The organism is Vreelandella janggokensis (genome assembly GCF_031451615.1).
Taxonomy (GTDB): Bacteria; Pseudomonadota; Gammaproteobacteria; order Pseudomonadales; family Halomonadaceae; genus Vreelandella; species Vreelandella janggokensis.
Genome location: NZ_JARWAJ010000006.1, coordinates 205670 through 217405 on the forward strand (window position 1 = coordinate 205670; position 11736 = coordinate 217405).

10 protein-coding genes are annotated in these 11736 nt (G+C 57.0%); 3 read left to right on the top strand and 7 right to left on the bottom strand.

From position 1 onward, the window contains the following. Window position 1: 1 nt before the first annotated feature. Together rraA and acnB are read right to left on the bottom strand one after the other, a co-directional pair. Window positions 2-493, bottom strand: coding sequence for a ribonuclease E activity regulator RraA (gene rraA, locus QC816_RS16020; RefSeq protein WP_268902141.1), 492 nt, complete (start codon window positions 491-493; stop codon window positions 2-4). Between the two features lie 149 nt (window positions 494-642). Next, window positions 643-3246: a bifunctional aconitate hydratase 2/2-methylisocitrate dehydratase gene (acnB, locus tag QC816_RS16025; RefSeq protein WP_309783341.1), complete on the bottom strand. Its 2604-nt coding sequence runs from the start codon at window positions 3244-3246 to the stop codon at window positions 643-645. Between the two features lie 418 nt (window positions 3247-3664). On the opposite strand from acnB, the gene QC816_RS16030 reads away from it, so the two are divergent. Then, window positions 3665-4318, top strand: coding sequence for a MiaE family protein (locus QC816_RS16030; RefSeq protein ID WP_085919361.1), 654 nt, complete (start codon window positions 3665-3667; stop codon window positions 4316-4318). A gap of 30 nt (window positions 4319-4348) precedes the next feature. Beyond that, the gene (locus QC816_RS16035; RefSeq protein WP_085919362.1) at window positions 4349-8248 is read left to right on the top strand and encodes an ATP-binding protein; all 3900 of its coding nucleotides are present in this window, start codon (window positions 4349-4351) and stop codon (window positions 8246-8248) included. Between the two features lie 74 nt (window positions 8249-8322). On the opposite strand, the gene QC816_RS16040 is transcribed toward QC816_RS16035, so the two are convergent. Genes QC816_RS16040 through queC form a run of 4 tightly spaced genes read right to left on the bottom strand, consistent with a single transcriptional unit; the run spans window position 8323 to window position 10764 of the window. Next, window positions 8323-8577 carry a YkgJ family cysteine cluster protein gene (locus QC816_RS16040; protein WP_309783345.1) on the bottom strand — a complete coding sequence of 85 codons (255 nt, stop codon included), beginning with the start codon at window positions 8575-8577 and terminating at the stop codon, window positions 8323-8325. Further along, window positions 8574-9407 (bottom strand): 6-carboxytetrahydropterin synthase, encoded by an 834-nt coding sequence (locus tag QC816_RS16045; RefSeq protein ID WP_199285262.1) that lies wholly within the window; start codon window positions 9405-9407, stop codon window positions 8574-8576. The genes QC816_RS16040 and QC816_RS16045 overlap by 4 nt, the downstream gene beginning before the upstream one ends. Then, window positions 9407-10051 carry a 7-carboxy-7-deazaguanine synthase gene (queE, locus tag QC816_RS16050; RefSeq protein WP_199285263.1) on the bottom strand — a complete coding sequence of 215 codons (645 nt, stop codon included), beginning with the start codon at window positions 10049-10051 and terminating at the stop codon, window positions 9407-9409. The genes QC816_RS16045 and queE overlap by 1 nt, the downstream gene beginning before the upstream one ends. Beyond that, window positions 10051-10764 carry a 7-cyano-7-deazaguanine synthase QueC gene (queC, locus tag QC816_RS16055; protein ID WP_085919366.1) on the bottom strand — a complete coding sequence of 238 codons (714 nt, stop codon included), beginning with the start codon at window positions 10762-10764 and terminating at the stop codon, window positions 10051-10053. The genes queE and queC overlap by 1 nt, the downstream gene beginning before the upstream one ends. Before the next feature lie 181 nt (window positions 10765-10945). Here queC and QC816_RS16060 point away from each other — a divergent pair, with 181 nt between their 5' ends. Beyond that, on the top strand, window positions 10946-11362 hold the full coding sequence (locus QC816_RS16060) for an SRPBCC family protein (protein WP_085919367.1): 417 nt from the start codon (window positions 10946-10948) through the stop codon (window positions 11360-11362). A 77-nt stretch (window positions 11363-11439) separates the two neighbouring features. On the opposite strand, the gene QC816_RS16065 is transcribed toward QC816_RS16060, so the two are convergent. After that, the gene (locus tag QC816_RS16065; protein ID WP_085919368.1) at window positions 11440-11679 is read right to left on the bottom strand and encodes a DUF2789 domain-containing protein; all 240 of its coding nucleotides are present in this window, start codon (window positions 11677-11679) and stop codon (window positions 11440-11442) included. Between the last annotated feature and the right edge of the window lie 57 nt (window positions 11680-11736).

Sequence of the window (11736 nt, forward strand, 5' to 3'; positions counted from 1 at the left end):
GTCACACTTGATCAAGCGGAAGTTCGCGATCGGCGATCAGGATGCCGTTATTGTCAGCGTACAGCCAATTGCCCGACGTGATGGTGGCGCTTGCGAAGCTTATGGTGACATCGCGCTGTCCTTCACCACGTTTTTCGCTTTTACGCGGATGGCACCCAAGTGCCTGTACGCCCAGAGGCAGCGTAGCGAGGATGTCCACGTCGCGAACACAACCGTACATCACGACGCCAGCCCACCCATTCTCGACCGCTTGTTCGGCCAGCAGGTCGCCGAGCATGGCACATCGTGGGGAGCCTCCGGCATCGACGACAAGGATGGCCCCGTCGCCTGGTTCAGCGACGGCTTGCTTGACGAGAGAATTATCTTCAAAGCATTTGATGGTCCGGACGGGGCCGTAAAAGGCATCAACGCCGCCAAAGTTGGCAAAGGTGGGTTCCAGTACCTGAACGTCTGGAAAGGCATCGCATATATCGGGGGTAATGATTGTCGGCATGGCGAATCCTGTCATTGGTCTCTGGTAATCGTAAGAAAAAACGCCCCGCCCTGTAGAACAGTGGCGGGGCGTTCGTTCATCGGCTCAAAAGAGCGCAGTGCTCTTTTGCGATGTTGCGAGCATCGGCGATGGAGCGGTAGCGTTGAAGCTTACGCTTCTTGAGCCACCGGAATCACGTTTGAGGCAATCTTCTGATACTCCTCAATTTCGTGAAAGTTCATGTAACGATAGATCTCGCTTGCCATGGCGTCAAACTCTCCCATGTAACGGCGATACTCGTCGACCGTGGGCAGGCGACCCTCAACGGCGGCCACTGCCGCCAGCTCTGCTGACGCAAGATAGACGTTCGCGCCATCGCCAAGACGGTTGGGGAAGTTCCGCGTGGAGGTCGATACGACGGTACTTTTCGCAGCGACGCGCGCCTGATTACCCATGCACAGCGAGCAGCCGGGCATTTCCATGCGCGCACCGGCGCGACCATAGATGCCGTAGTAGCCTTCTTCGGTAAGCTGGTGCTGATCCATCTTGGTCGGAGGCGCTAACCACAGGCGGGTCTTGAGGCTGCCTGCGGGCTGTTTCTCGAGCAGCTTGCCGGCAGCGCGGAAATGACCGATGTTGGTCATGCACGAACCGATAAACACCTCGTCGATTTTCGTGCCGGCAACGTCAGAAAGTAGACGGGCATCGTCGGGGTCATTCGGTGCACAAAGTACCGGCTCTTTGATATCGTCGAGGTCGATTTCGATAACTTCGGCGTATTCGGCATCCTTGTCGGCACGCATCAATTTCGGATCGGCAAGCCAGGCTTCCATTCCTTCGATACGACGACTGATGGTGCGCTCATCGCCGTAGCCATTGGCGATCATCCACTTGAGCAAGGTGATGTTCGACTTGAGGTACTCGGTCACGCTCTCGTCGGAAAGCGTGATGGTACAGCCGGCTGCCGAACGCTCGGCAGAGGCGTCGGAAAGCTCGAAAGCTTGCTCGACGGTCAGGTCTTCAAGACCTTCGATTTCCAGGACACGGCCCGAGAAAGCGTTCTTCTTGCCGGATTTTTCCACCGTCAGTAGCCCCTGCTTGATGGCATACAGCGGAATAGCGTGAACCAGATCGCGCAAGGTGACGCCAGGCTGGCGCTTGCCTTTAAAGCGCACGAGCACGGATTCCGGCATGTCCAGCGGCATGACGCCCGTGGCGGCGGCAAACGCGACCAGCCCTGAGCCTGCCGGGAAGGAAATGCCCAGCGGGAAACGGGTATGCGAATCACCGCCTGTGCCGACCGTGTCCGGCAGCAGCATGCGGTTGAGCCAGCTGTGAATAATGCCGTCGCCGGGGCGCAGCGAAACGCCGCCGCGGTTCATGATGAAGTCGGGCAGGGTATGGTGGGTATCCACGTCGACCGGCTTCGGGTAAGCGGCGGTATGGCAGAACGACTGCATGACCAGATCGGCCTGAAAGCCCAGGCACGCCAAGTCTTTTAGTTCATCGCGGGTCATGGGGCCGGTCGTGTCCTGAGATCCCACCGTGGTCATCTTGGGCTCGCAGTACATGCCAGCGCGAACGCCGTCCATGCCGCAGGCCTTGCCGACCATTTTCTGGGCCAGGGTAAAGCCTTTACCTGTGTCGTTGGGTTGTTCGGGCAGGCGGAATACATCTGAAGGTGCAAGACCCAGGGATTCCCGGGCTTTGCCGGTCAAACCCCGACCGATGATCAGCGGGATACGCCCACCTGCACGGACTTCGTCGAGAATCAACTGTGTCTTGAGCTCGAAGGTTGTCAGTACGTCGTCAGTCCCATGCTTGCAGACCTTGCCTTCATAGGGGTAGACATCGATGACGTCACCCATGGATAGCTTTTCAACATCCATTTCTACCGGCAGGGCGCCAGAATCTTCCATGGTGTTGAAGAAGATGGGAGCAATTTTGCTGCCAAAACAGAACCCGCCTGCGCGCTTGTTGGGCACATGAGGGATGTCATCGCCGAAGAACCACAGTACTGAGTTGGTGGCTGATTTGCGCGAAGACCCGGTGCCGACGACATCACCCACGTAAGCGACAGGGAAGCCTTTGGCTTTTACATCTTCGATCTGCTTTAGGGGACCGGTCTTGCCCGGCTCCACGGGATCGATGCCATCACGCTCGTTCTTGAGCATGGCATTGGCATGCAAGGGAATATCCGGACGCGACCAGGCATCCGGTGCCGGCGACAGGTCGTCGGTGTTGGTCTCGCCAGGTACCTTGAAGACGCTCAGTGTGATCTTTTCTTCAAGCGCCGGCTTGGAGAGGAACCACTCGGCGTCGGCCCATGACTGGATAACGTCCTTGGCGACACTATTACCTGCCTTGGCACGTTGCTCAACGTCATGGAAGGCATCGAACATCAGTAAGGTATGCTTAAGCTGTTCGCCGACTTCACGGGCTAGCTCTTCGTTGTCGAGCAGCTCGACCAGCGACACGATGTTATAGCCGCCCTGCATGGTGCCTAGCAGTTTGACGGCATGTACTTTATCGATGAGGGGCGATGTCGCTTCGCCTTTGGCGATGGCCGTTAAGAAACCGGCTTTTACGTAAGCCGCTTCGTCAACACCCGGGGGAACGCGGTTGGTAATCAGGTCGAGAATAAATTCTTCTTCGCCAGCCGGGGGCGTTTTCAGCAGCTCGATTAGAGCGGCGGTTTGCTCGGCATTCAGGGGCTTGGCGGGGATGCCCTCTGCAGCGCGTTCCTCGACATGTTGGCGGTAAGCTTCAAGCACGTTTGGGGCCCTCTCATCTGCTTTAATGGTGGCGACGGCACGTGGGCTATGCGCTTCACGATGCCATCGGACACCGACATACGCTTGACAAACAGCGTTGGTTGGATGCCAGTAATTCTACGTGAAACTGTCGACAATGTTAAGGTGAGTCCGCTGCCATGGCGTTGTACTTTGTGATGATGAGCCTGTTCAAAAGTGTGAAACACGCTGGGACCAAACGTTCTGACATGCTTTACTAGCAAAAAAGCACTCGCTATCGACAGAGGTTTCATAAAGTGTGATTCTCGTAACGCCGCGTTACCTCGCCTGGGCTGATAGCCTGCCTCAGGCTGAGCAGTTGGCCGTGATGGCATATTCGAATTACCCAAGGCGTTATGATTGTTGTACAATTATGTGATAACTATTTAGTGATGGTGTTATGTCGATACAAGTAATTCCTGACAAAGCGGGTCATTCGATCGATGCGAACGACTTGTTGCCTGACAGCTTGAATGACTTTCTGGGATGTACAACACCAGATGCCTGGCTGACCTGGGCCCTGGAGAATCCCGAAATTCTTCTGATTGACCACGCTCAGTGTGAGAAGAAGGCTGCCTCCACGGCGATGAGCCTGTTGTATCGCTATGTGGATCAACCGCTGCTACTGAGCAAGATGTCGCAACTTGCCCGTGAAGAACTGCTGCATTTTGAGCAGGTCGTGACCCTTATGGAAAGCCGGGGGGTAACGTATCGGCACTTGACCGCTTCACGCTATGCGGAAGGGTTGCGCCGACATGTCCGTCCTCAGGACCCTGAGCGGTTGATAGATGTGCTGATTATTGGCGCCCTCATCGAGGCCAGAAGCTGCGAACGCTTTGCTTGCTTGATTCCTTACCTTGATGAAGAACTGGCGAAATTCTACCGCACCCTTGTCAAGTCTGAAGGCCGACATTTCGAAGATTATCTTTTGCTTGCCCGGCAGCAAACCGACCACTTGATCGACGAGCGGATCGCGTTCTTTGTTGCTCTTGAAGCAGAGCTGATCAGTTCGCCGGATACAGCTTTTCGTTTTCATAGCGGCGTGCCAGCGTAAGATGCCGTTCGTCCAGACAGGATGTTTACCATGCGCGATGCTCAAAAGTATGACCAACTGACCCTGTTCGGTCATTTTGCCCTGTCTCAGGGTGATGATGTGCTGACGCACTTTAGCTACGATAAAGTGAAAGCGTTGCTTGTCTACTTGCTGCTGCATCGACAACCTGTCAACCGCGCTGCGCTGGCAGAGCTGCTTTGGCCAGATCAGGGCCTTTCATCAGGCCGCACCAACCTTCGACACGCGCTGCATTGCCTACGTCAATCATTGGGCGAAGATGCAGAACAAGTGCTCAATGTGTCGCGCCAGACCATTGCCTTTCAGCTGCCGCCCAATTGGCAGGTCGATCTGCATGAGCTGCAAACGCTACTTGAAGGGCCGCGGGATCTTGCCACCCTGGACGAGGTGCTGTCTTGCTACCAGGGCGATTTGATCGAGGAATTGCAGCTCGCCAACTGTAGTGAGTTCCAACGCTGGCTGGTGCAGGCGCGCAACGAATGGCGTCAGCGGGTTATCCGTTTTGCTGAACAGGTGCTCGATAATCATCAGGAAGTACCTGACGGCCTTCTGGAAACGCTGGTCAGCCGGTTTTCCGGTTACGGTCCTTTTCATGAACGGTTGGTTAAACAGCTTGCCGAACAAAAGCAGATGGCGGCAGCTCACGAGCAATACAACAGCTATTTGCAGCTGCTTGCCCTGTCAGGCCAGCAGCCCGAGCCTAGCTTTTTACAGCTGGCGAGCTATTGGTCCGATGGTCACCATGACGCCCGCGTCATGTCTCCCCAAGGCGCCTTTTCGCGAGCGCTTGCTACCGACAGCCAGCCTTTGCGCGAAGATGAAATTGAGCTTCGTCAACTCTCGGTAATGGCCATTCGATTGCGCCTCCAGGGGGACTGGCAGGATCGCGCCGCGACGCGTAACTGCCTTGCACTTCAACTGGAGTTGCTGCGGTGGCTTGAGCAGCAATGCCATCATTTGGGTGGTTTCTGGTTGCCTGGCGCTACTGGCGGCCTGGGGCTTGCCTGTTTTGGTACCCATGGCCCTGCCCATCAGTTGGCTGAACTGGTCGCGCTTTATGAGCATTGCCGTCAGACGCTCCCTCAAGAGTCGGCCAGGCACTGGACGGGTGAAGGTGAGCCGCCACAGTTTGAGTTGGCAGCAGGGCTGCACAGCGGGCGTGTCGTTTATTTGCCTGAACGCCAACTGGCTGACCCGTTGGGCCAGGTGACGCAAATATCCCTCGAGTTGATGAGCGCGGCAGAAGGCAGCGAACTGGTCATCTCGCAGGAGTCGAGCCAGCACATGCCACCGGCGCTCGACCTTCAGCCCCGGCTGGTCTCGCGAGTAATGTCGAGCGATGGTCGTGTGCGCCAACGCGCGTTGGTGCTGGGCCAGAATGAAGGTGGTCCTGATGCACTGCCGCCGAGCCTGGTAGGGCGCGAAACCTCGTTAAGAACGCTGAGGGATGCCCTTGCCCGAGCCGGTATCGGGCTTCGCCAAAGTGTGCTGGTACGTGGTGCGTCGGGCATGGGTAAATCGGCCTTGATGGTAGGTTTTCGTCAGCTTGAGATCAGTCGCGACGCTGCTATTTGCTGGCAGCCCACCACGCGACTTTCGGTGCTGGAGCCCTATGGCGTCGCCCGCACGCTTCTATCATGGTACCTGGGAGGGGCGCCGGATCAGGATGCACTGTGCGCTCTGCAAGCCGACCTGGCTTTCAATGCGTTAAGCGATGAGCAGCAATGTCTGCTCGAAGAAGCCCTCGGCGTGCGTAGCGTGCAGGAAGTGTCACAGCTGACGCAAAACGGTGAAGCGGTTGAACTGGTGGTAATGCTGTTACACCGCTTGATCGAACGTCAGTCGGCGACCCATACGCTCGTTCTGATGGTGGATGACCTGCAGTGGCTCGACGAACCATCGTTCAAGGTACTGTCAGGCCTTCAGGCGCGGTTGCCCATCAATACGGCCTTTATGCTGGTGGCCAGTCACCATGGTCGTGAACCTCTGCCCGTCAAGCTGCACTGGGATCAGCAAATCACGCTGGGCCGGCTGGATGGACTGGAGTCCTCGCGACTGTTATCGCAACTCTCGCGTCGTTATCGTATTCACCTAAGCCCGCGATTGCGTAATCAGATTATCGAGCGCTGCGACGGTGTTCCACTGTATTTGCAGGAAATTTGCCGACGCCTGGACATGGATCGCCGAGAAGGGCGAAGCGTTCAGTTTGACGAGTTGCCCAAGGGGTTGCTTGGGCTGTTGGCCAGCCGAATCGACCAGTTGGAAGCGGATCGTGAAATTGCCCATATTGCCGCGGTGCTGGGAAAACGGTTCCGGCTTGACTTCCTCAGCGAGTGCAGTGGCTATGACACAGCGCGTCTGCAGCAGGCGCTGGATCATATGCGCCAGCTCGAAATCATTGAGCCGGTGGACAACGGCTCAAGCGAACATGAATTCCAGTTCAGCCACCAGCTGCTTCAGGAAGCGGCCTACCTTTCCTGCCCCCGCGATGTCCGCGTCACGCTTCACCAGCAGGTGGTTAGCCTTATAGAAGAGCGCTTCCCGATGTGGATCAGCCGCCACCCTGGTGACTTTGCCACCCACCTCCGGCGAAGCGGGCACTACGCACGCGGCGCACGTTATTTTGAGCTTGCTGCCCGGGAGGCACTAAAAGTAAGTGCCAATCGTACCGCCTTACGCATGGCGGATTTTGGCCTGGCTAGCCTGCGCCACGTAGAGCATGAGATAGAGCGCGAGGTGAGTCTGTTAACGGTGCGGGGGCAGGCTGCTTTTGCGCTTGAAGGCCATGGTTCTCCCACCGCCCACGAAAGTTTCGTTCGTGCCCGTGAATTATTGCGCCACTCAGGTGCGGATGCGCTGGAAGATCCTGAAGACCTGGAACAAATCTTTCTGGTCAAATGGGGGCTCTGGGTAGGGCGCAGCCAGCGCTACGCCCACGCCGATGCCTTCGCGTTGGCATCTACCCTGGCTGATATAGCTGCTCGGCTCGAGGACCCTCGTTACCAGCGGCTGGCTGACTATGCGCGTGCGCACTGTGAATACTGGGCGGGGCGTGTGCAGCAGGCCAACGACCATCTGAATGAAATCGACCCGCTCAACTCACCGATGATGATCGAATGGCTGCCGTTCTCTGACCATCCACAGGTGACTGCGGCGTGCTTCCAGGGTTGGGCGCTATGCCTTTGTGGTGATTACCAGCGTGCTGAAAGACAGGTTTCCGCGGCGATACGGCTGGCGGAGAAGCTGGGTCACCCCGGTACGCTTGCCATGGCGCTATTGTTTGCCGCCTCACTCTATCGCCAGCTTGGCCATGTGCATTTAGCAGCGCGTCATGCGGAAAAAGCAGCGGCAATGACCGCTACGCCGGATTTACAGTTATGGCAAATTACTGCCCAGGGAATTCTCGGCTGGCAGCGCGCGCTGGCGGGCGATCACGGAGGGCTGACTCAACTGCGCGATAGCCTGGATCAAATGGCAGAGCTTAATGGGCGTGATCGCTTCAAACGTCCTGTGCTTTGGTACTCGGATGCCTGTATCGCCCTGGGAGAACTGAGTGCCGCAGAAGATTACCTGGATCAGTGCCTGGTGATTGCCAAGGAGAGGTCCACGCTGTTTCTACCTGAGCTTGCCACCCAACTTGCCCGGGTTCGTATCATGCTCGATCACCCTGCCAATGAAGTGCGCGCCTTGGCCGAGATGGCGATTTCACAGGCGCGGGAGCACGGTAATCGCCATCAGGAGTTGGCAGCATTGGAGTTATGGTTGACGCGGATCGCCCCCGACGACGAAGCGGCGCGGGATGCCTTCCATCGTCTGTTAAGCGACGTTAGCCATAGTGACGCGCCGGTTCTGGTCCGTTGGGTAAGCCTGGTGGATCATCGTCTGGCATACCCCGAGCGACTGGAGAGTTAGCAGCCTGCCGGACTTAACACTGATCTACTGCGAATCCGTGCTTCTCGCGACGATCGGCCAAGCCCGACAGGCTGCTAGGTGTTATCTTCCAGCCATGTCAGGGTGATCAGTGCTTCTTCCCGCTGCCGTCCGCAGACGGCAGTGTCAAATTGAAACTGCTCGCATACGGCAGGTCGGCGGGGATCCCCGAACAGGCGGCATAAATTGTTCTCGTCCAGTTGGGCGCAGCGCACGCCTGCCGGTTTGCCTTCAGGCATGCCTGGAATGGCTGAACTGATCGACGGCGCAATACAGCATGCCCCACAGCCTGCCCGGCACCCATCACTCATGGGGTTGCCTTTGCCATCGCGCCTTTATTAACTCCCTCAAACGCATGTACCGTTGTGGTTTCAAGGGTTTGGGCGGCGAGCTGTTCGGCTAACCAACGAGCGATGTTTTCCACCGTGGTGGGAGTTGCCAGGACAGCGCAGCGTTCACCGGGCAGTGTGAGGCTGAAGGTTCCCTGATCTGCTTGATAGCGGCACGTCAGTGTCTGCTTATCGAGCGCGATAATGTCATTTTCTTCTACCAGATAGCGATTATCGAGCCAGGCCGCCCACTGTTGTTCAAGTTCATGCTGACGGGTTCCCCGTTGCCAGATATGCAGGCGTGAGCGATGGCCATGGGCGATTCGCTGGCAGTTGCCATTATGCAGCTTCAGGCCATGACTGTACCCATAGGCCGCACCTTCAATGGCTTCATCGCTGAGGCTTAGCTGAATCCGTGTGACGTTTTCCGGTCGCTGATCAGTGAGTGTCTGGCTTAAATTGGCGGCGACTGTGTCGCGCTCAATGGTGGCAACGGGAAGCAGGGTAAAAGCTTGTTTCGGCCCTTTTACTTCCATGGCATAAGGCGTTGTGGTGCGCACACACAAGCCTTCCTCGCAGGGGCTGACCGTGATCCCGGAAGCTTCGATAGGAACCAGAAGCGTATGGTCCAGGCCGCTATCGAGGTGCTGCTTGATCCATGGCTTGACCTCGCCAAAATCGAGCAGCATGCCGTCTTTGCCAAGCTCGCCTTCAAGCACCGCGTCTACTTGCCAACTGACGCCCTTGAGGCCCTCTTCAGGGCACCACAGCGACGCATCGATATGGGTGAGTTGATTAACAAATAAAGACATCAGTCAAAGCCTGCGATTTTGTGCGTCTGAAGCGATAAACGCCATTGCGGGTTGGCCAAACAATAGGCGGTGGTGCGCGCGACAGTGTCGTCGTTGGCGTCTAAGGGGGAAAGGTCCATCGGCTGAAGAAAAAAGTGTCGGAAGTCGAGCTGTGCAAATGCCTCGGGCGGTGCTTCGGTCTGGGGATAGACCAACTTGAGTTCGTCGCCCTGATCAATGACCAGCGGGTTCTTGCCCTTGGGACTCACGCACAGCCAGTCAATGCCGGCGGGAGGCGTGAGTGTACCATTGGTTTCAACCGCTACTTCAAAACCCACGCTGTGTAGAGTGGCAATCAGTGCCGGGTCAAGCTGCAGCAGCGGCTCGCCACCCGTAAACACCACGTAAGGGACGGCAGTACCTGCGTCACTGGGCCACAGTGCGCTGATGTGCTCGGCTAGGGCGGCAGGCGTTGCAAAGCGGCCTCCGCCCTGGCCATCGGTGCCGACAAAATCGGTATCGCAGAAGGTACACCGGGCTGTGGCTCGGTCCCGTTCGCGACCGCTCCATAGGTTGCAGCCGCTGAAACGACAAAAGACGCTGGCCCGGCCGGCCTGAGCCCCTTCGCCTTGCAGCGTGTAGAAGGCTTCTTTCACCTGATACATCAGCGTACCTCCGGGTGTGGGGCATAGGGGTGTGGGGCATAGGGGAGTGGGTCGGTCACGCCATTTGCTGCAAACGCGGCCAATCGTTCGCGACAGCTTCCGCAGCGCCCACAGGCCAGCTCGCCTCCTTCATAGCAGGTCCAGGTGTATCGGTAGTCGAGCCCCATGGCCAGGCCTTGCTGAAGAATGTCGGCTTTGCTGGCATGCAGGTAGGGAGCATGGACCTTTACAGGGGAGAAATTGGCAATTCGTGCGACCTGATCCATGGCCTCCACAAAAGCCGGACGACAGTCGGGATAAAGGACGTGGTCACCGCCATGGGCACCGTAGTCAACCCGTTCTGCGCCGATGTTGACGGCGTTCGCAATGGCCAAGGATAACAATATCATGTTGCGGTTAGGGACGACGGTCGCCGCCATGTTGTCGGCGTCGTAATCACCTTGCGGCATTACCTGGTCGGTGTTGGTCAATGCTGAGTTATCAATCAGCGAATGAATCGCCCGGATATCCACGACCTGATGGGGAATACTCAGGTGTTGGCATACCTGGCGGGCAGCATCGAGTTCACGGGCGTGGCGCTGGCCGTAATGAAATGACAGCGCATGAACGTGATAACCTTCATTTAGCGCCCGGTGGAGAAGGGTGAACGAATCCATGCCGCCGGAATAAATTACCACGGCGGTGGCCCCATGCGGGGTTTGGGAAGTTGACATGATAAGCACTCTTATGCCGGAGAATTTATTGATCGTAGCGTGAAAAAAGCCGCTACTGCGTTCCGGGGTCCGGTCCGGAAGGTCGCAAGTGTACGCAATTGAGGTGTTTCTGGCTAGCGCAAGCATGCTCACAACATGGGCTGAAAGTGCTACGCTAGGGGCTTCATTCAAGGGGTTTTATATGGCCACTATCGAACACAGCGCCATCGTCAGGGCAGCGCCCGAACGGGTATTCGCGCTGTTAAGGCGCGTTGAGGACTTTGCCGATTATTCGGACCTGATCAGCGATATCGAACCGCTTGGCGACGAACGCTATCGGTGGCATGTTCGCGCACTCAGCATGGACTGGACATTTGACGTAGTGATTACCGAGGTTAAATCGCCGGATGTGCTCGCCTGGGAGTCGGTCAATGGGGTCAAAAACCAGGGACGCTATCATTTGCGTGAGGTGCCGGAAGGCACAGAAGTGGCGCTGACGTTGAGCTATGAAATAGGTAACCGCTTCATGGCAAAAGCCGTGAACAAGGCGGCAACGCCACTGGTGGGCAAAGTGAGTCGGCAAATTCTCGAGCGGGTAGAAGCGCGTTTGCAGGCATGAGTGTCATAGGGATTGAGTAGCGCCATTTGCCGGTGCTATGCAGGACGCTCAGGGATGCCCTGCATTGACAGGCTGATTTACGCTGGTTTGTGCATGGAGGCATCGAGATGGTCGACGACTTCCGCCCAATCGGCATCTTCCTCGACGGCTTCCTTGAGGAACTCTGCCTGCCCTTCATTCCAGCAGGGCGCGTCGGCCAGCGGCATTGTATCGGGAAGGGGCGCGTGGCGTTGAATAAATCGCTCAATCGAGGCCGCATCCGATGCAAGGCCCAACTGTTCGAACAGCTCGCTAAAATAATGAACCGGCTTTTCCATAAACGTTATTCCTGTTAATCGCTGGGTGTGGTTTCACTTTCACTCTAGCGTTAAACG

Excerpts from the sequence above, each read along its gene's own strand:
- queE (WP_199285263.1), bottom strand. The coding sequence starts at position 10,051 with ATGTATCAGGTGAAAGAAGCCTTCTACACGCTGCAAGGCGAAGGGGCT.
- QC816_RS16045 (WP_199285262.1), bottom strand. The coding sequence starts at position 9,407 with ATGTCTTTATTTGTTAATCAACTCACCCATATCGATGCGTCGCTGTGG.
- QC816_RS16030 (WP_085919361.1), top strand. The coding sequence starts at position 3,665 with ATGTCGATACAAGTAATTCCTGACAAAGCGGGTCATTCGATCGATGCG.
- QC816_RS16040 (WP_309783345.1), bottom strand. The coding sequence starts at position 8,577 with ATGAGTGATGGGTGCCGGGCAGGCTGTGGGGCATGCTGTATTGCGCCG.
- QC816_RS16035 (WP_085919362.1), top strand. The coding sequence starts at position 4,349 with ATGCGCGATGCTCAAAAGTATGACCAACTGACCCTGTTCGGTCATTTT.
- QC816_RS16060 (WP_085919367.1), top strand. The coding sequence starts at position 10,946 with ATGGCCACTATCGAACACAGCGCCATCGTCAGGGCAGCGCCCGAACGG.
- queC (WP_085919366.1), bottom strand. The coding sequence starts at position 10,764 with ATGTCAACTTCCCAAACCCCGCATGGGGCCACCGCCGTGGTAATTTAT.
- rraA (WP_268902141.1), bottom strand. The coding sequence starts at position 493 with ATGCCGACAATCATTACCCCCGATATATGCGATGCCTTTCCAGACGTT.
- QC816_RS16065 (WP_085919368.1), bottom strand. The coding sequence starts at position 11,679 with ATGGAAAAGCCGGTTCATTATTTTAGCGAGCTGTTCGAACAGTTGGGC.